This is a genomic window from Pontibacter flavimaris, from assembly GCF_001907195.1.
GTDB lineage: Bacteria > Bacteroidota > Bacteroidia > Cytophagales > Hymenobacteraceae > Pontibacter > Pontibacter flavimaris.
In genome coordinates this window covers 725,770-742,522 of sequence record NZ_LVWA01000005.1, presented here as the reverse complement: position 1 = coordinate 742,522, position 16,753 = coordinate 725,770, and the positions used below count along the sequence as shown (strand labels likewise).

19 protein-coding genes are annotated in these 16,753 nt (G+C 54.8%); 11 read left to right on the top strand and 8 right to left on the bottom strand.

The genetic code is table 11. The features are described from left to right. Positions 1–111: 111 nt before the first annotated feature. Both A3841_RS11485 and A3841_RS11480 read left to right on the top strand, forming a co-directional pair. Entirely contained in the window at positions 112–1,641 is a 1,530-nt protein-coding gene (locus A3841_RS11485; RefSeq protein ID WP_073852432.1) for a S8 family peptidase, read from the top strand. 212 nt (positions 1,642–1,853) lie between these two features. Next, positions 1,854–3,266, top strand: a complete 1,413-nt coding sequence (locus A3841_RS11480) for an MBL fold metallo-hydrolase (RefSeq protein WP_073852431.1) — start codon at positions 1,854–1,856, stop codon at positions 3,264–3,266. Between the two features lie 210 nt (positions 3,267–3,476). Here the strand turns inward: A3841_RS11480 and A3841_RS11475 are convergent, their stop codons facing one another. Then, a complete protein-coding gene (locus A3841_RS11475) occupies positions 3,477–4,055 on the bottom strand; it encodes an AraC family transcriptional regulator (protein WP_073852430.1) in 579 nt (192 codons plus the stop codon). 155 nt (positions 4,056–4,210) lie between these two features. Here A3841_RS11475 and A3841_RS11470 point away from each other — a divergent pair, with 155 nt between their 5' ends. After that, positions 4,211–4,618, top strand: a complete 408-nt coding sequence (locus tag A3841_RS11470; protein ID WP_073852429.1) for a hypothetical protein — start codon at positions 4,211–4,213, stop codon at positions 4,616–4,618. Between the two features lie 5 nt (positions 4,619–4,623). On the opposite strand, the gene A3841_RS11465 is transcribed toward A3841_RS11470, so the two are convergent. From A3841_RS11465 to A3841_RS11455, 3 genes are all read right to left on the bottom strand, one after another. Next, entirely contained in the window at positions 4,624–5,487 is an 864-nt protein-coding gene (locus A3841_RS11465; RefSeq protein WP_073852428.1) for a pirin family protein, read from the bottom strand. A gap of 147 nt (positions 5,488–5,634) precedes the next feature. Further along, on the bottom strand, positions 5,635–6,363 hold the full coding sequence (locus A3841_RS11460) for a hypothetical protein (RefSeq protein WP_073852427.1): 729 nt from the start codon (positions 6,361–6,363) through the stop codon (positions 5,635–5,637). A 131-nt stretch (positions 6,364–6,494) separates the two neighbouring features. Continuing rightward, entirely contained in the window at positions 6,495–7,025 is a 531-nt protein-coding gene (locus tag A3841_RS11455) for a hypothetical protein (RefSeq protein WP_073852426.1), read from the bottom strand. Positions 7,026–7,330: 305 nt separating this feature from the next. Here A3841_RS11455 and A3841_RS11450 point away from each other — a divergent pair, with 305 nt between their 5' ends. The 3 genes from A3841_RS11450 to A3841_RS11440 all read left to right on the top strand — a co-directional run bounded on the left by A3841_RS11450 (position 7,331) and on the right by A3841_RS11440 (position 9,522). Beyond that, on the top strand, positions 7,331–8,068 hold the full coding sequence (locus tag A3841_RS11450) for a DUF72 domain-containing protein (protein ID WP_073852425.1): 738 nt from the start codon (positions 7,331–7,333) through the stop codon (positions 8,066–8,068). 114 nt (positions 8,069–8,182) lie between these two features. Further along, positions 8,183–9,199 (top strand): NAD(P)/FAD-dependent oxidoreductase, encoded by a 1,017-nt coding sequence (locus tag A3841_RS11445; RefSeq protein ID WP_073852424.1) that lies wholly within the window; start codon positions 8,183–8,185, stop codon positions 9,197–9,199. Further along, positions 9,196–9,522, top strand: coding sequence for a 2Fe-2S iron-sulfur cluster-binding protein (locus A3841_RS11440; protein WP_073852423.1), 327 nt, complete (start codon positions 9,196–9,198; stop codon positions 9,520–9,522). Before A3841_RS11445 ends, A3841_RS11440 begins: the two co-directional genes overlap by 4 nt. Positions 9,523–9,848: 326 nt before the next feature. On the opposite strand, the gene A3841_RS11435 is transcribed toward A3841_RS11440, so the two are convergent. Both A3841_RS11435 and A3841_RS11430 read right to left on the bottom strand, forming a co-directional pair. Beyond that, on the bottom strand, positions 9,849–10,265 hold the full coding sequence (locus A3841_RS11435) for a hypothetical protein (RefSeq protein ID WP_073852422.1): 417 nt from the start codon (positions 10,263–10,265) through the stop codon (positions 9,849–9,851). 15 nt (positions 10,266–10,280) lie between these two features. Beyond that, positions 10,281–11,150, bottom strand: a complete 870-nt coding sequence (locus tag A3841_RS11430) for a TIGR02587 family membrane protein (protein ID WP_235861372.1) — start codon at positions 11,148–11,150, stop codon at positions 10,281–10,283. A gap of 166 nt (positions 11,151–11,316) precedes the next feature. Between A3841_RS11430 and A3841_RS11425 the strand changes: the two genes are divergently transcribed. Next, positions 11,317–11,964: an outer membrane beta-barrel protein gene (locus A3841_RS11425; protein WP_073852421.1), complete on the top strand. Its 648-nt coding sequence runs from the start codon at positions 11,317–11,319 to the stop codon at positions 11,962–11,964. A gap of 151 nt (positions 11,965–12,115) precedes the next feature. Beyond that, on the top strand, positions 12,116–12,796 hold the full coding sequence (locus tag A3841_RS11420; protein WP_170866177.1) for an outer membrane beta-barrel protein: 681 nt from the start codon (positions 12,116–12,118) through the stop codon (positions 12,794–12,796). Positions 12,797–12,883: 87 nt separating this feature from the next. Here the strand turns inward: A3841_RS11420 and A3841_RS11415 are convergent, their stop codons facing one another. Beyond that, entirely contained in the window at positions 12,884–13,624 is a 741-nt protein-coding gene (locus tag A3841_RS11415) for a (Fe-S)-binding protein (RefSeq protein WP_073852419.1), read from the bottom strand. A 1-nt stretch (position 13,625) separates the two neighbouring features. After that, a complete protein-coding gene (locus tag A3841_RS11410; RefSeq protein WP_073852418.1) occupies positions 13,626–14,471 on the bottom strand; it encodes a hydroxymethylglutaryl-CoA lyase in 846 nt (281 codons plus the stop codon). 154 nt (positions 14,472–14,625) lie between these two features. Here A3841_RS11410 and A3841_RS11405 point away from each other — a divergent pair, with 154 nt between their 5' ends. The 3 genes from A3841_RS11405 to A3841_RS11395 all read left to right on the top strand — a co-directional run bounded on the left by A3841_RS11405 (position 14,626) and on the right by A3841_RS11395 (position 16,709). Beyond that, positions 14,626–14,805 (top strand): hypothetical protein, encoded by a 180-nt coding sequence (locus tag A3841_RS11405; protein ID WP_073852417.1) that lies wholly within the window; start codon positions 14,626–14,628, stop codon positions 14,803–14,805. 3 nt (positions 14,806–14,808) lie between these two features. Continuing rightward, positions 14,809–16,236: an aldehyde dehydrogenase gene (locus A3841_RS11400; RefSeq protein ID WP_073852416.1), complete on the top strand. Its 1,428-nt coding sequence runs from the start codon at positions 14,809–14,811 to the stop codon at positions 16,234–16,236. 98 nt (positions 16,237–16,334) lie between these two features. Beyond that, a complete protein-coding gene (locus A3841_RS11395; protein WP_073852415.1) occupies positions 16,335–16,709 on the top strand; it encodes a hypothetical protein in 375 nt (124 codons plus the stop codon). The last annotated feature ends 44 nt before the right edge of the window (positions 16,710–16,753 follow it).

The window sequence follows — 16,753 nt, the reverse complement described above, 5'->3', positions numbered from 1 at the left end:
AATTTACAGACTATCTGCTTGTTATATCACTTTTTGTATTTATCTTAACAAAGTATTAAGTACACCTAAAACAATCAAAACCTTTAAAACCTCACCTTAACAATTATTATTATGATCAAAAGACTTACTACGCGTGCCGCATTTCCTATGGTGGCGCTCGGCTTACTGTTGTCCTGCTCTCCTGAAGAGGAGCAGGTAAACCCTTCGGCAGGCTTTAATGCGGATGCGACCAATGCGGCGACAGCAGGCGCCGTTCACACCGGCGTTAAGATCAAACGGGGGCACTACATGGTGGTTGCCGCCGGCAACAGCCTGCCTTCCGACATTCAAGAGCAGCTCAGAAGTATGAAAGGAAACGTAACCGGCGTGATGGACAAAGTGGGCATCATTACCGTTACTTCCAGCGACCCTGACTTCGCCGCCAAGGCTGGCAAGATCAAGGGCGTGACTGTAGTGCCTGATCTGGAGATTCAGTGGTACAACCCGGACGACCAGAAGATTGTGGAGTTCGACGCCGAGGCCTTCGGAAACCCGCCGTTCAGCGGCGACAACGACCGTTACTTTGACCTGCAGTGGGGACACGACGCCGTGAATGCTCCGGAAGCCTGGAATGCCGGCTACCGTGGAAAAGGGGTTCGTATTGCCGTGCTTGACAGTGGCTTTGACCTCGACCATGCTGACCTGGCCCCTAATATCGACATGGCCGCCAGCAGAAACTTTGTTCCGGGTGAAACGCTGGGTTACGCACTGCCTGGAGTAGGCAGCCACGGCACCCACACAGCCGGTACCATTGCCGCTGCGGATAATGGCATAGGCATCATCGGTGTGGCTCCGGAGGCCGAGCTTATACTTGTAAAAGTACTCCGCGACTCCGGAAGCGGCTCTTTCTCCTGGATGATGCAGGGTATCCTGCACGCTGTAGCGCAGGGCGCCGACGTGGTGAACATGAGCCTGGGCGCAGCGCTGCCGGCCAACGGCAAGTACCTTGACGACAATGGCACACCGGATGATCCTACCGACGACTTTGTGATCAACGACACCAAGGCGACGCAGGAGTTGCTGAATGCCATCAACAAGGTAACCAACTATGCTACGCAGCAAGGCGTTACTATTATTGCCTCAGCTGGCAATGATGCCAACAACGGTAACGCGGACAAGTCTTTGGCCCACATCCCTTCTGGTTCCACCAACGTGATCTCTATCTCCGCCACGGCACCACAGGGCTGGGCATTAAGCCCGCTGACCGCTAACCTGGACTACCTGGCTTCTTACTCCAACTATGGCACTTCGGATGTAGACTTTGCCGCCCCGGGCGGTGACTATGTATATCCAGGAGCTGAAATAGCTGTTATCGGAGGCGTAACGCAGTATGTCTATGTGTTTGACTACGTGTTTAGCAGTGGCAGCAACCTCGATCCGACAAGAGCTTCCTATTACTGGTCTGTAGGTACAAGTATGGCCGCACCACATGCCACGGGCGTAGCAGCCCTTATTATAGGCAAGAACGGCGGCGATATGGACCCGGCTCAGGTGAGAGCCGCCCTGCGTGCCTCTGCCGACGACCTGGGTAAACCGGGCCGTGACCCCTACTACGGACATGGCCGCGTGAACGCTTTCAGAGCTGTGTCTGCAGTGCAGTAAAAGTATAGCAACCATTAGAAAAGCCTTCCTGATTACTTCAGGAAGGCTTTTTTTATACTTGTGAGTCAGCAGATTTCACCATCAGGCTGAGAGGACTCTATACACTGCAGCAAAGTATAAAATGCAAGGTGTTTCATGTCGGTGATAAATGTCACTGTGATACGTGTATATTTTAGCGATATTTGTACTACCATTAAGGAAAGTAACGATCTATGAAAGTAGAACAGATCTATACAGGCTGCCTGGCGCAGGGGGCTTACTACATCGAAAGCAAGGGCGAGGCCGCTATCATCGACCCGCTTCGCGAGGTGAAGCCATACTTAGAAAAAGCCGCCAAAGACGGCGCCAGCATAAAGTACGTTCTGGAGACGCACTTCCACGCCGACTTCGTTTCGGGCCACGTGGACCTGGCCAGAGCTACCGGCGCTACCATCGTCTTCGGGCCAAACGCACAGCCTAAGTTTGCGGCACACTTGGCTACGGACGGGGAGGAAATGAAGGTGGGCGACCTTACCATCAGGGTGCTGCACACGCCGGGCCACACGATGGAGTCCACCACGTACCTGCTGCTCGACGAGAATGGCAGGGAGCACGCGATCTTCTCCGGCGACACGCTATTCATCGGCGACGTGGGCCGCCCGGACCTGGCTGTAAAGTCAGACCTTTCGGAGGCACAGCTGGCGGCACACCTCTATGATTCGCTCCGCAACAAGATCATGACTTTGCCCGACAACGTGATAGTATACCCTGCCCATGGCGCCGGTTCCGCGTGCGGCAAGAACATGAGCAAGGAAACAAGCGACACCCTGGGCAACCAGAAGAAAAATAACTACGCCCTGCGCCCCGATATGACCCGCGAGGAGTTCGTGAAGGAGGTGACGGAAGGTTTGCTGCCTCCGCCGGGTTACTTCCCGATGAACGTGCAGATGAACCGGGACGGCTACGCCAATATTAACGATGTGATGGCACAGGGCCTGCAGGAACTATCACCGGAAGCCTTTGAGGCTGCGGCCAACGGAACGGGAGCCCTGGTGCTGGATACCCGCAAGCCCGGCGACTTCGCCCGGGGCTTTATCCCCAACGCCATCAGCATCGGCATCGACGGCGGCTTTGCCCCGTGGGTGGGCGCGCTTATTCCTGACATCCAGCAGCCGATCCTGATCGTGGCGGAGCAGGGCCGCGAGGAAGAGGTGGTGACACGCTTAGCACGCGTGGGATATGACAACGCCATTGGCTTCCTGAAAGGCGGCTTCCAGAGCTGGGCAGACGCCGGCAAGGAGGTCGATTCCCTGGTTTCGGTACCTGCCACCGAGCTGGCCGCCAGCTTTGAGCAGGACAACAGCATCTGCATCGTGGATGTCCGCAAGCCGGGCGAGTACCAGGCAGAGCACCTGGAAACGGCCCTCAACGCCCCACTGGATTACCTGAACGAGCACCTGGGCGCGCTGCCGAAGGACCGCACGCTTTACATTCATTGCGCCGGCGGTTACCGCTCTATGATCGCGGCCTCCATACTTAGGTCGAGGGGGTTTCAGGAAATTGTGGATGTGCAAGGCGGCTACAAGGCCATCGCTGAGACAAACCTGCCGCGCACGAACTTTGTGTGCCCCACCACGCTCAAATGATTTGCGTAAAAGTATAAACCAGGAAACCGGCAGTAGCTTTTATACTTCTGCCGGTTTCTTTTTTATACTTGCATGCGCTCTATCGGCAGTTTACGAATGCTTCAAAGTATAAACTCCACCCGGTTCCTCCAGGCAAGCAAGTGCGTGTTTCTGTATTAAATCCGCCTCTTCTGAATCCGGAGTTAGATTTTCAGCAACGTGCATTTGTGATCAATCCTGCACCTTGTCCAGCGTTTTTCGTTTCTCGCTTTTAACCTGTTTAAAATGGCTCGGGGTGAGGCCGGTTACTTTCTTGAACTGGTTAGAGAGGTGCGCCACACTGCTGTAGCCCAGTTTGTAGGCAATTTCCTTCAGGCTTAGCTCATCGTATACGAGCAGCTCCTTTACCCGCTCTATGCGCTGCAGGATGAGGTACTTCTCTATTGTTATCCCCTCGAAGGAGGAGAAGAGCGAGCTGATGTAGTTGTACTCCAGCCCCAGTTTATCGGCTATGTAGTCCGAGGTGTTGATGTGCAGTTCCTGCTCGCCGGTCTGGTGTACCAGTTCTATAATGGCCAGCTTTACTTTCTCGATCAGCTGCGTCCTGCGGTCGTCGAGCAGCTCAAAGCCATTGCTTTCAAGCACCTCCCGCAGTTGCTCCATGTTCACCTCAGGGTCATCTGTGGCCAACTCGGCCTCGCCCAGGCCTACCTGCAGCACGGTGTAGCCCAGTTTCTGCAGTTCCTCGGCCACCACGCGCTTGCAGCGGTCGCACACCATGTTCTTGATGTATATCTTATTCGTTGCCATACTTTAAAGTTAACTTTGCCGTTTTGAATGAGGCAATTCAGGATGGCAAAGTATGAAATTTATACTTCATCCCTCCTTCTAAAACTGCTATCTTACATTGCACACACTATGTTATCAGGTAAAAATAGTATAGTTTTGTACACTATTTAAAGACTATGACTTCTGCTGAACTTCCGGAATACCTCACTTCACGCATCGTTCCAGAAGAAGACCTGCTGCACATCACCTGGATGCGCCCCGTAAGCACGGAGGAGTACCGGGAAGGCCTCCACGCTATTAAGCAGCTCATCCTGGACCAGAGCACCCGGCTCTGGCTGGCCGACTCCAGGCGGCTCTCCCACGTCACCTTCGAGGACCAGCAGTGGATCATAAAGGAGCTTATCCCCCTATTGCTCAAAAGCCAGCTTCAGAAGGTGGCTCGTGTGGTAAAGGCCGATGTGTTCACCTATATTTCCTTCGAGAACATGATGAGCAAGGCGCAGGAGAACTTAAACGTGCACGTGCAAATGGAGCAGTTCACCACCGTGGAATCGGCCCTGGGCTGGCTCCGCATGCAGGATTAAGCACCTCAGTCTTCTATCAGTATTCCCAGCTTGCCCATCTGGTAATCGCGCATGGCCTGCATGATCTCCGTCTGGCTGTTCATCACGAAGGGGCCGCTGGCCACCACCGGTTCCCCCAGCGGCTTTCCGGCCACCAGCAGCGCCCGCGTGTCTTCCCTGGCCGTCAGGGTAATGCCCTCGCCATCCTGGTTAAACAGCACCTGGTGCAGCCCCTCCACCAAGCCAAAGCCGGCCACCTGCACGGCGCCATCCAGCAAGTATAAAAAAGCGCTGTAGTCTGCTGGGAGCGGAAAAGTATGGCTGGCCCCGGCCTTTACCTCCAGGCGCAGCGCCAGCACCGGCGATTTGGTGCTGATGGGCCCGCCCACATCCTGATGCTCACCTGCCACCACCTGCACGCTTACGCCCGCTGCCGTTACGGTTGGCGTATCCTCGGCCTGCAACGCGAAATACTCCGGCTGCTCCAGCTTGTATGCGGCGGGAGTGTTTACCCAAAGCTGAATGATCTCCTGCACCCCGCCCCGCTCCATTATATCCTTCGGAGGGCGCTCACTATGCACAATGCCCCTGCCGGCGTTCATCCACTGGGTGCCGCCGGCATACACCACGCTGTCGTTGCCGCGCGAGTCGCGGTGGTGCACCCCGCCCCGGTACACAAAGGTAACCGGGGAGAAGCCACGGTGCGGGTGCGGCCCCACCCCCGTCTTGTGCGGGAGAACGTGCTCCGGCATTTCATGAATGTGGTGGTGCAGCAGCAAAAACGGGTCTATCTGGTCTACCTGCTGGGTGGGGAAAGGCTGGTGCACGGGCAAACCGCCCATGTCAACGGTCTCGGCGTAAAGCAAGCGGGCTACGGTTCTGTTCTTCATGTTCTAAAGCTATACCTTAAAGTATAAAACAGGGCGGCTGTGCAGATGTTTTGAGGGAAGCCTGCCCACCATGTATACTTTATAAAACGCGACAGCACCTGCTGGTGTAACAGGTGCTGTCGCGATAAGTATTCCTGAAAGTATAAATCAGTCGTTCGGGTCGTAGTTTCTGTAGCCGCCCCTGTCGGTGCTGCCACTGCTGTGGTGGTCGGAGCGATGGCGGCGCTCCTCCCGGTTGCTGTCACCGCCAAACGCCCGCTGCTCCCGCGGGTTGCGGTTGCCTCCCAGGTAGTTTGGCTCACTTCTGTCAGAGTGCGTGCTTCTGTCCGGGTGCATGGAGGCGTTGCTGTGCCCGCCGCCGTAGCCTGACGAGGAAACGGTACGCTCCATGTTGCCGCCTCCGCCACTCATGGCGTTGTAGCGGTCCGAGCCGCCAAAGTCGCCGTGGGCGCTGTAGTTGGCGCCACCAAAACGGGAGCCGCTGTAGCCGCTCATCCGGCCGGAGCCATAGCCCTGCTCCTGCTGCGCCCGGCGCTCGCGCTGCATGTCGCGCACATCCTCGTGGCGCCCGGAGGAGCTGCCGAAGCTGGGGATGCCGTAGCCCTGGCGAATGTCGCTGAGCTCGTGGCGGCGTCCGCGGGTGCTCTCGTTGTATGTATCCTCCAGATCATAGTCGCGGCTGCGGTAGTTCTGGAAGCGGTTGGCGTCGAAGTCGCGGCGGTCGCGGAAATCCCTGGGGTTGTTGCCTTCGCGGTAGCGGTCCTGGTACTCCCGCCCGAAGTCGCCGTCGCGGGTGTCGCGGTCAAAGTCATACACATCCCTGCCGCTCCAAAGGCCGGTGTGGTAGTACCTGCTGTTATCTCTGTCGTTTCTCATAGCTTACGTGTCTTAAGTTGTACATCAATCTGATCTATACTAAACGGGGGCAGCGCCGAACGGTTCTCCGGCAAAGCAAAAGGCCCGCTTGTGCAGCGGGCCTTTCCTGTATGTATGCGTTTGAACTGCTGCTATCTGCGGCGGCCGTCGTTCTCGCTGTAGCGCGACTGGTTGGACGACCGGAACGGGGCACGGGAAGCCGGGGCATCCTGCTTATGATCGTAGGTGCTCCGAAGCTTTTTATCATCCCGGGTGCTGTAGGTACTGGAGCTATACCTGCCGCTGCCCAACCCCGACTTGGTGTAGCCATAGTTGTGGTCTATGAAATCGGTATACGCCCGGCTGCCGGCATAACTGCCGTACGTGGGCCTGTTGCTGTAGTCCGGAAACTCGATGTAGTTTCTATCCATGCTCCCGGACTGGCTGGCGGTATAGCCACCCTTTCCACTACGAACGCTGCCGTAGGTGGAGGCACTGTAGTTTCCACGGCTATAGTCGTTGTTATAGCCTTGCGTGCCATAGTAGTCGTTGCCCCGCATGCTGGCGTTATCTCGCCCATAATGCGGCTTGCCACTGGCAGCGCTCATTGAGCCGCTTTCGCCGAAGCTGCCCTCCTCGCGCTGGCCAAAAGCGCTGCGGTCATTACGATAGTCAAAGTTCATGGTAAGCTGATTTATAGTTTATTAATGATAAAACTTTGTACTTAATTAAACGCTTTGACAAAAAGGGTAGTTCAGCGATTCACTTCCTTATTCAGCCTGTTCACCCTTAATAAGACATAATTCCATCTTTATATAGTTTAAAACATTTCCCTATATTTAGTTTTTACGTATGCCTTAGGATACTTTTCCCGCACGTTTGGCGGCTGGAACAACTGCCAAAACAGGCACTGGTTATACTTTTAAGGCTTTTGCTGGCTAAGCAATTGCACTGCTCCGCAGGTATAATCCCTCAACAATAGCGGCACATGGAGCAACAGCTACACATCGGCACGTCGGGGTGGCACTACAGGCACTGGGTGGGAACCTTCTATCCGAAAGAGCTACGGCCAAGTGGCTTCACGGGTTACTATACCGGCCATTTTAGCACCGTCGAGATCAACAATTCCTTTTACAAACTGCCTCCTGCCGAAACGTTTGCCCGCTGGCGCGAGTCAGTTCCGGATAATTTTATCTTCGCGGTTAAGGCCAGCCGCTACCTCACCCACATGAAAAAGCTACTGGAGCCGCAGGAGCCCCTCAGCCGGTTTTTCGCTGCGGCCAACGCGCTGGAGCACAAGCTGGGGCCGGTGCTATTCCAATTGCCGCCAGGCTGGAAGGTCAACGTCCGTCGCCTCCAGGACTTTATGGCCCTGCTACCTCCTTATTATAAGTATACGTTCGAGTTCAGGCACCCCAGTTGGTATACCGATGAAGTTTTGAACCTCCTCCGAAAACATAATGCCGCTTTTTGTATTTATGAATTGGATGGCCATCAGTCGCCGCTTCACGTAACGGCCGGTTTCGTGTACGTGCGCCTGCACGGCCCCGGAGGCAAGTACGCAGGTTCCTACCCGGAGGAGGCGCTGCAGGGATGGGCGCAGCAATGCCAGGACTGGCAGCGGCAGGGGCTGGAGGTGTATGTATACTTCGACAACGACCAGTTGGGCTATGCCGCCTTCAACGCCCTCAGGCTGCAGGAAATTATGCGCCAGAAAGGGCGGTAGGCTTGCACCGGGCTGGCACAGAAAAGCCTCCGAGAAAGTATAGAATTTTCTATGTTAGCTGCCTTGCGGTGGCTACCTTTACCTTATATTATATTTGAAAACCTAACATAAATCATGAACAAAATAACAACGGATATATGCATCGTGGGCGCTGGCCCGGTAGGTTTGTTTGCCGTGTTCGAGGCGGGCCTGCTCAAGATGCGTTGCCACGTGGTAGACGCGCTGCCAGCCGTAGGAGGTCAGCTGTCTGAGATTTACCCTAAAAAACCCATTTACGACATACCCGGCTTCCCGGAGATCCTGGCCGGTGACCTTATCAAGAACCTGGAGCAGCAGATTGCACCCTTTCACCCCACCTTTACGCTGGGCGAGCGCGTGGAAGACCTGGAGAAACAGGACGACGGATCGTTTATAGTGCGTACGGTGGATGGCACTGAGATTGCCTGCAAGGTGGTGGTGATTGCCGGAGGACTCGGTTCCTTTGAGCCGCGCAAGCCGGCCATCGAGAGCCTGGATAAGTATGAGCGCAAGGGCGTGGAGTATATGGTGCGCGACCCGGAAGCGTTCCACAACAAGCGTGTTGTGATAGCCGGCGGCGGCGACTCCGCCCTGGACTGGACCATTTACCTGGCCGGCCTCTGCAAGGAGCTGACGCTGGTGCACCGCGGCACCACGTTCAGGGGCGCGCCCGAGTCGGCGGCCAAGGTGCTGAGCATGGCCGAAGAAGACCAGATAAAGCTCATCCTGAAGTCTAACGTGACGGAGGTGCACGGCGAGGACAACCTGGAGGCCGTAACGGTGATGGTGGACAACGCCGAGCCTTACCGCATTGAGGTGGATAACTTCATCCCGCTGTTCGGGCTGGTGCCTAAGCTGGGCCCGATCGAGAACTGGGGCCTGGAGCTGGACAAGAGTGCCATTGTGGTGGATACCGAGGATTACTCCACCAGCATCAAGGGCGTTTATGCCATCGGCGACATGAATACATACCCGGGCAAGCTGAAGCTCATACTTTGCGGCTTCCACGAGGCAGCCCTGATGGCGCAGAGTGCCTACAACATCATCTACCCGGATAAAAAGTTTGTGTTAAAGTATACCACCGTTAACGGTATTCAGGAGCTGCAGCAATGAAAGACGCAATCACGATCTTTGTAGAGCAGGCAAACGGGGAGCGCATCGAGCTGGAGGCCCCGTTGGACATGAACCTCTCGGTGATGGAGGTGCTGAAGGCGCATGAGTTCCCGATACAGGCCGTTTGCGGCGGCATGGCCATCTGCGCCACCTGCCATGTGGAGGTGCTCGAGAACCACGGCGACTTGCCCGAGATGAACGACGATGAGGCCTACATGCTCGAGACCCTGCCCCACGCCACGGGAAGCAGCCGCCTCTCCTGCCAGCTCCGCGTAAACCCGGACCTGGATGGCCTGGTGGTGCGCATCATGCCGGAGGCATAGTATAACTTATCTTCTAAGCGGCGGGCTTCTTTCAGGACTGGAAGAAGCCCGTCTGTTTTAGAGGCTTTCTGCAGGAGCAGTCCGCGCATGCAGTAGGTTACCTAGACGGATGAGATAGAAAAGATACGTACGCACTGTTTTGTCATCCTGAAAGGATCTTGGGAGGAAGCCGCATCAGCCTGAAATCCTTTCTACCGGGTTGCGTTCAGGAGGATATTCAAGGAAGTATAAACCAGGGAGCCGAAGACCGGGGGCTAGTTTTAATTTGTAGGATAATCCGCCTAGCTGCTAAACTTTATACTTTCAGTCTCCGCTGGCAGTGCCAGTTACGGCTTCTCAAAACTTACTACCCTCGCTACAACGGAATCCGACTGAGCCGGGGCATGCTCGAACACCACCCATCCTTCCCGTTTCGACTCCTGGGGCACAAACGCTATATCCAGCTCCGCCTTCTCCAGCTCCTGGTCGCCTCTGCGGATGGACACCGCCACGCGTACTTCCTCTGCGGAAGTGCCGCCTTTGTTTTCCACCACTACCTGGTAACGGTTAGGCATCTGCTCTGATGGGGAAGGCCATACTTGTGTAAGAATCTCCGGGGGGGTTTCGGAGTGATGGTATACTTTATAGCCCAGGTAGCCTAAGATCGCCAGGACAAGTATAAGGCTAAGGCCAAACACCGTCCACTCGAGCCAGTTTTTTATATCTCTGCTTTCACGCTCCTTTTGCGTTTCTTCCTTGTTCATCTCGTACGTTTTATCTTATTTAATCAGCAGCCTGCCGGCAGAAGCCCCCAGCGAGGAAAGCACGCCCAACACTATGGTCTGCGAAAAAGCCACCCAGAAACTCACGCCGCTAAACCTGCCGAAAAACCACAGGGCCGCCGCCGATACGGCAAGGGCAATAAGGTAGGTGAGGCAGGTGTCTAGCGTCAGGTCAAAAAAGAGATTGCCCGAGCGCCGTCCGGAGGTGCCCCTAAAGTCGCTGAAGTAGACCACCACCATGCTGAGCAGCAGCGAGAGCACCGCCATCAGCAGCACATGGTAAGGCTGTGCCTCCACCGCCAGCATCAGCACCTCCTCGGTCGGTGCCACGTTGCCGCCAATCACGATCGCCCCGCAGACGGCGAGCACCACCATCCCAAAGCGCAGCGGTTCTTTCTCGTGCTCCAGCTCGTCTTCCCCCTCCTCATCCTCGCTCTCCCCCAGCTGCGCCGTGCCGATGGACACGCCTATCGAGACCGCCATTGCCTCCACGATCACCTTTCCCATGATCTCGGCCAGGGCCATGTCCTGCAGCTGTATGCGGTTGAGCACGAACAGCACGCAGAACGAGAGCACCAGTCCGATTCCCATCTCCTCCACGGAGTCTACCATGACGCTGCGCCAGGACACGCTGGGGTGCATGCCGGCATAGCGGTTGTAGCCCAGCAGCAGCAGGTAGGTTACCAGCACCAGAACCAACAGGTTAAGAGGAGAGGCGATAAAGCCGGCCCACCATACTTCCATGGTGTAGAGCAGCGGAAAGCTGAACAGCAGCCCGCCGGTTATCCCGCGGGCATACTCCTTCAGCGACTGCCGCAGCGGCCGGCTGTTGCTAGTTATCTTCTGTTCTTTTGCTTTGTCTGCCACTTCCAAGTATAATTTTGTGGCTTATACGGCACTATCCCGTTTCAGGCTGCTTTGGGTATACCTTGGGATGCAGGAAATTTAAAAGGCGCTTGTTAAAACATAGGGTATTAACTATACTTGTAGACTGTGACAGATAACAACCTATCATTCATCTAAGAAAACAAACATGAAGAAGCTTCTAGCAGCAGCCCTATTCGGGTTACTGGGCACAGGTGCCTACGCACAAACCTCTCAGGGAACGGTTGTAGTAACGGGCCAGCTTACATTTACCACTAACACCTCGGAATCCACTCAGAACGGTACCATCATCCACAAATCTCGTGGAACAGGTTTCAGAATAGCCCCCGGCATAGGATATATGATTGGGGAAAACCTTGAACTTGGTGCTGCTTTGGGTTACACCCATTCAACAACTAAAAACATAAATTTCAACAGTGAAGGTGATAGACACGAAACGAAGACTAAAACAAACAGCTTCGCTATCAGCCCTTATTTAAAAAAGTACTTTATGCTCTCTGAGCAGTTTGCCCTCACCGGCCAGTTCTCTACTGCATTAGGAGTGTACAAAAAGGAGTCCGACGCGAATACTGATTCTCAGCCCAAAGAAATCTTTTTTAATGCAGCGCTGGCCCCGGGAATTACCTATTTCCCCACTGATAAACTTGGTATAAGCACCGGGCTTGGGGGGCTAAGATACGAGCAGACACTAAAGAAAACAGAAGCAAGTGATACTCCTGTAAAAACCTACTCCGGATTTAAAATCGGTTTTGAGGATGCGCTTTATTTCAGCTTAAGCTATTATATCAACCGCTAAACTAAGGCCATTTGCAGCTGTGCAGGCACCAATGCTCCTCGGTGTTCCCCAGATGATGAAGTATGGGAATCTCTACACTGCCACGCTTTCTCCAAAATGCCTTTTTATTTCAACTAAGTATAAAATCCTAAATTCCCAAAGAAGACAAACCATGAAGAAACTATTGCTTACCGCTCTCCTCGCATGCATCGGTTCCGCCGCTTTTGCCCAGACGTCTCAGGGTACCATCGTGGTCTCCGGCTCCCTAAACTATCAGAATAATACTTTCAAAAGCGACGCCGTCACGCATAAGACTGGCAACAGATCCTTCACGATAGCTCCCAGTGTAGGATACATGCTAAGAGATGGCTTGGAAGCGGGCATGTCCGTAGGTTATACTTCATCCATCGATGAAACAAAAGTTCACTCCGTTCTACCGGATGGCAGTCTTCAACTGTATTCAACAAGTGAAACCTCAAATCGCAGTTTTGCTATTGGACCTTACTTAAAAAAGTATTTCTCTATTTCAGAGAAAATTGCATTTACTGGCCAAGCTTATGTCAATTATGTTTCGGCTGAATACGAGTCCTATTCAGAGAATACTAGCGGCAGTTCAGGATCATCTGATAATGAGTCCACGGGTTTCAGTGCTGGTGTAAAACCGGGCATCACCTTTTTCCCAACAGAGAAAATAGGATTGAGTGCTAGCTTTGGGAACCTGGGATATACACGCAATACATCAAAATCAAAGCTAGAATACGTTAACGATTATAAGTCAACCTCTTCAAACTTTGGCCTGAACCTGGATGGCAGCACCCTTTCCTTTGGCTTCGGCTACTACATCAGCCGCTAACCAAGTATAACACGTATAAAAAGAGCGTCCTGTGCAAACTATACTTGCACAGGACGCTCTTTTTATACTTCAAGAAGGTATTTATACTTACCAGCCGCTGGCCAGCACGTCGGCGATGTGCATGGTTTTGATGGGCTTGTTCTGCTTTTTGATGTAGGCCTCCAGGTGCATCAGGCAACTACTGTCGGTGGAGATGATGTAATCAGCGCCGGTGGCGAGGGCGTTGTCTACCTTCTGCTCAGCCATGGCCGTCGAGATCGCCTCGAACTTCACGGCAAAGGTGCCGCCAAAGCCGCAGCAGGTCTCATTATCCTCCATCTCCACCAGTTCCAGCCCCCGCACGTGGCTCAGGAGCTCACGCGGGCCCGCCTTGATGCCACACTCGCGCAGAGCGCTGCAGGAGTCGTGGTAGGTATAGAGGCCGGGCAGCGAGGCGCCCTCAATGCGGGTGATGCCCAGCACGTCGGTCAGGAACTCAGTCAGCTCGTATACTTTTTTCTGCATAGCCCGGTACTGTACCAGCTTCGAGGATTTTACGAAGATATCCTGGTAGGCATTGCGCACCATGCCCACGCAGGAGGCCGAGGGCGCCACGATGTAATGGGAAGTATCGCCTGTGAAATCCTCCAGAAACTTATCGGCCACTTCACGGGCCTCGTCAAAGAAGCCGGCGTTGTAGGCGGGTTGTCCGCAGCAGGTCTGGTTGGGGTTGTAGCGCACGTCGCAGCCCACCTTCTCCAGCACCTTCACCATGTTCATGGCCGTGTCCGGAAAGAGCTGATCCACGAAGCACGGAACGAATATATCAACTATGTGTCTTCTTGCCATACTATAGAAACACCGCCCCCGATTCGGCCATGGCGGCCTGCAGGGCAGCTTTGTTGAGCTGCAAATCTACACCAATATTTTCGAAGTAACTGATCATATTTTCGGTGGGCATGTTTCCCACCAGCTCGTCCTTGGCCATCGGGCAGCCGCCGTAGCCGCGCAGGGCCCCGTCGAAGCGACGGCAACCGGCGCGGTAGGCCGCCTCCACTTTCTCCTGCCAGGCAGTGGGCGTGGTGTGCAGGTGCGCCCCGAACTCGATATGGGCAAAGGCCGGAATCAGGTGCGTGAACAGGTAGGTGATGTTCTCGGGCGTAGCCACGCCAATGGTATCCGACAGCGACACGATCTTTACCTGTAGTTTATCCAGTTCCCGCACGAAGCCGATCACCGTCTCCACATCCCAGGCATCGCCGTAGGGGTTGCCAAAGCCCATAGAAATGTAGGTAACCAGCGTCCTGTTGTGCTTCTGGCAGATGTCCTGGATCTCGGCCAGCTGCTGCATGGCCTCGGCTATACTTTTGTTGGTGTTGCGTTGCTGAAACGTCTCCGATACCGACAGCGGGAAGCCCAGGTAATCGATCTGCGCATACTTGGCGGCCTCCTCCGCGCCGCGCGTATTGGCGATAATGGCGAGCAGTTTGGATGAGGATTTGTCCAGCTCCAGCCCCGCCAGCACCTGGGCCGTGTCGGCCATCTGCGGAATGGCCTTCGGAGAAACGAAACTCCCGAAATCAATGGTATCGAAGCCTACTTTGAGCAGTTGGTTGATATACTTTACTTTCGCCTCGGTAGGTATGAAGTCCTTGATGCCTTGCATGGCATCGCGCGGGCACTCAATTATTTTCATCGTTTCAGCTCGGTTTTAACTTATGGCATGGCCGCCTCTCCCAAAGGTACAGTTATCTAATAAACTAAAAAAGTACAAAGCCATACTTTGATATCAGACGAAGATGAAATATCTTATCCCATAAAAACATATTGTTAAAACAACTATAACCCCCATGACAAGCATACGAGGAAGCATAGTGCTGGTAACCGGCGGTGCCTCCGGCATTTTGCCGGCCCGGCTTTTCGACAGGCCCGTTGGCTGCGGTTTTAACGTATACCCCTCCATGGACCAGTTTATAGGTTGGCCGGCTGCCGGGGCTGCTCCAGATAAATCTCTTGCCTCAAAAGTATAAGCTATGTCTCACACCAACACCATACGCACCTCGCCGGCCACTGCAGAGACAAACCTGCACCGCATACAAGCGCTTGTGAAGAAACAGCGTGAGTTCTTCTCTTCCGGCCATACCCTGGACCTGGCTTTCCGGAAAGAGCGGCTACGCGAGCTGCAGCATACCATACAAGAGCACGAGCAGGACTTGATGGACGCCATGTACGCCGATTTCCACAAGCCGGAGATGGAGGCCTTCAGTACCGAGATCGGGTTTGTGGAACTGGAGCTGAAGCTGGTACTGAAGAACCTGCAGAAGTGGGCCAAACCGAAGCGGGTGAAGGAGTCGCTCCTCAATTTCCCGTCGCGCAGCTATATCCACTCCGACCCCTTCGGCGTCGCCCTGATCATTGGCCCCTGGAACTACCCGTTTCAACTGCTGCTCAACCCGCTCATTGGGGCCATGGCCGCCGGCAACTGCGCTATCGTAAAGCCATCCGAGCTTACGCCCACCACCTCTGCTGTGGTTGCCAGGATGATACGGCAGCACTTTGACGAGTCTTACATTGCCACCGTGGAGGGAGGCGCACCCACGACGCAGCACCTTTTGCAGCAGCGCTTCGACTATATCTTTTTTACGGGTAGCACGCAGGTGGGCAAGATCGTGATGAAAGCCGCGGCCGAGCACCTGACACCGGTAACACTGGAACTAGGCGGAAAAAGCCCCGCCATCGTGGCCGAGGATGCCGACCTGGGACTGGCCGCACGCCGCATTGCCTGGGGAAAATTTCTGAACGCCGGGCAAACCTGCATCGCCCCGGATTACCTGCTGGCGCAGGAAAGTATAAAAGAGGAGCTCCTGCAGCTCATCAGCCAGTGCATCAGGGATTTCTACGGCGAAGACCCCAGGCAAAGCCCCGACTTTGCCCGCATCGTGAACGACAGGCACTTTAACCGCCTCAGCGGTTTCATGAGTGAGGGCAAGGTTCGCACCGGCGGCGTAACCGATGCCGCCAGCCGCTACATCGCCCCCACCCTGCTGGACCGGGTGACGTGGCAGCACCCTATTATGCAGGAGGAGATTTTCGGGCCGATACTGCCGGTGCTGTCCTTCCAGCATTTAGACGAGGCCATCGGTATGGTACAACAACGCGAGAAACCCCTGGCATTATACTTTTTCACGAATGATGAGCGCAAGAAAGAGCAGGTGCTGAAGTATACTTCCTTTGGGGGAGGCTGTATCAACGATACCATCTCGCACATCATCAACCCGAACCTGCCCTTTGGCGGCGTGGGCCAGAGCGGCATGGGCAGCTACCACGGGCAGAGCAGCTTCGAGCTGTTCTCGCAGCAGAAAAGCGTGCTGCACCGCGGCACCTGGCTCGACCTGCCGCTGCGCTACCCGCCCTACGGCAACCGCCTGCCGATGCTGCGCAAGTTCTTTAAGTGGCTATGAGTCCGGGCGGTCCTACTTAACCTAGCGGTTGCATACTTCGTTTCAGGAACATGCGCGCACATGCTTTGCGCCGACACACGTTTACAAAGTATAAGACTATGGAAAACCTGATTCAATACCTGGACGACGCGCTGGTGCCGCTGGAGCAGAAAGTGATTGCGTACCTGAACCTGGAGAAAGACATCCGCCAGGCGGAGGTGGACATGCTGACCAAGAAGCACGGGCCCGTGGAGGAGGCGGCAGAGAACACCGCCACCACCCTAAAAGAAGTACCGGACGTATCGCCGGAGCAGATGCAGGAGCTGGTGCGGCAACTCGACAGGCTGCGTGGGGAGATTATAGCGATGCTGCCGGAGCAGAATAAGTTTATAGAGGTGAACCTGGGCTACGGGCCCAGCATGGTGGGCTACTTCACCGCCGACCCCGAAACGCACGTGCCACTGCCGGAGCCTATACTTCGGGTGGTGCATTAAGCGGGGCAAAGTGTATGCATGGTTCTTGTGCCGTTTTAAAACAC

Bases quoted from the DNA above. Each gene is read 5' to 3' on its own strand.
- A3841_RS11450 (WP_073852425.1), top strand. From the start codon at position 7,331: ATGGAGCAACAGCTACACATCGGCACGTCGGGGTGGCACTACAGGCAC.
- A3841_RS11405 (WP_073852417.1), top strand. From the start codon at position 14,626: ATGACAAGCATACGAGGAAGCATAGTGCTGGTAACCGGCGGTGCCTCC.
- A3841_RS11420 (WP_170866177.1), top strand. From the start codon at position 12,116: ATGAAGAAACTATTGCTTACCGCTCTCCTCGCATGCATCGGTTCCGCC.
- A3841_RS11445 (WP_073852424.1), top strand. From the start codon at position 8,183: ATGAACAAAATAACAACGGATATATGCATCGTGGGCGCTGGCCCGGTA.
- A3841_RS11465 (WP_073852428.1), bottom strand. From the start codon at position 5,487: ATGAAGAACAGAACCGTAGCCCGCTTGCTTTACGCCGAGACCGTTGAC.
- A3841_RS11415 (WP_073852419.1), bottom strand. From the start codon at position 13,624: ATGGCAAGAAGACACATAGTTGATATATTCGTTCCGTGCTTCGTGGAT.
- A3841_RS11410 (WP_073852418.1), bottom strand. From the start codon at position 14,471: ATGAAAATAATTGAGTGCCCGCGCGATGCCATGCAAGGCATCAAGGAC.
- A3841_RS11460 (WP_073852427.1), bottom strand. From the start codon at position 6,363: ATGAGAAACGACAGAGATAACAGCAGGTACTACCACACCGGCCTTTGG.
- A3841_RS11435 (WP_073852422.1), bottom strand. From the start codon at position 10,265: ATGAACAAGGAAGAAACGCAAAAGGAGCGTGAAAGCAGAGATATAAAA.
- A3841_RS11455 (WP_073852426.1), bottom strand. From the start codon at position 7,025: ATGAACTTTGACTATCGTAATGACCGCAGCGCTTTTGGCCAGCGCGAG.
- A3841_RS11425 (WP_073852421.1), top strand. From the start codon at position 11,317: ATGAAGAAGCTTCTAGCAGCAGCCCTATTCGGGTTACTGGGCACAGGT.
- A3841_RS11470 (WP_073852429.1), top strand. From the start codon at position 4,211: ATGACTTCTGCTGAACTTCCGGAATACCTCACTTCACGCATCGTTCCA.
- A3841_RS11440 (WP_073852423.1), top strand. From the start codon at position 9,196: ATGAAAGACGCAATCACGATCTTTGTAGAGCAGGCAAACGGGGAGCGC.
- A3841_RS11480 (WP_073852431.1), top strand. From the start codon at position 1,854: ATGAAAGTAGAACAGATCTATACAGGCTGCCTGGCGCAGGGGGCTTAC.
- A3841_RS11395 (WP_073852415.1), top strand. From the start codon at position 16,335: ATGGAAAACCTGATTCAATACCTGGACGACGCGCTGGTGCCGCTGGAG.
- A3841_RS11485 (WP_073852432.1), top strand. From the start codon at position 112: ATGATCAAAAGACTTACTACGCGTGCCGCATTTCCTATGGTGGCGCTC.
- A3841_RS11400 (WP_073852416.1), top strand. From the start codon at position 14,809: ATGTCTCACACCAACACCATACGCACCTCGCCGGCCACTGCAGAGACA.
- A3841_RS11475 (WP_073852430.1), bottom strand. From the start codon at position 4,055: ATGGCAACGAATAAGATATACATCAAGAACATGGTGTGCGACCGCTGC.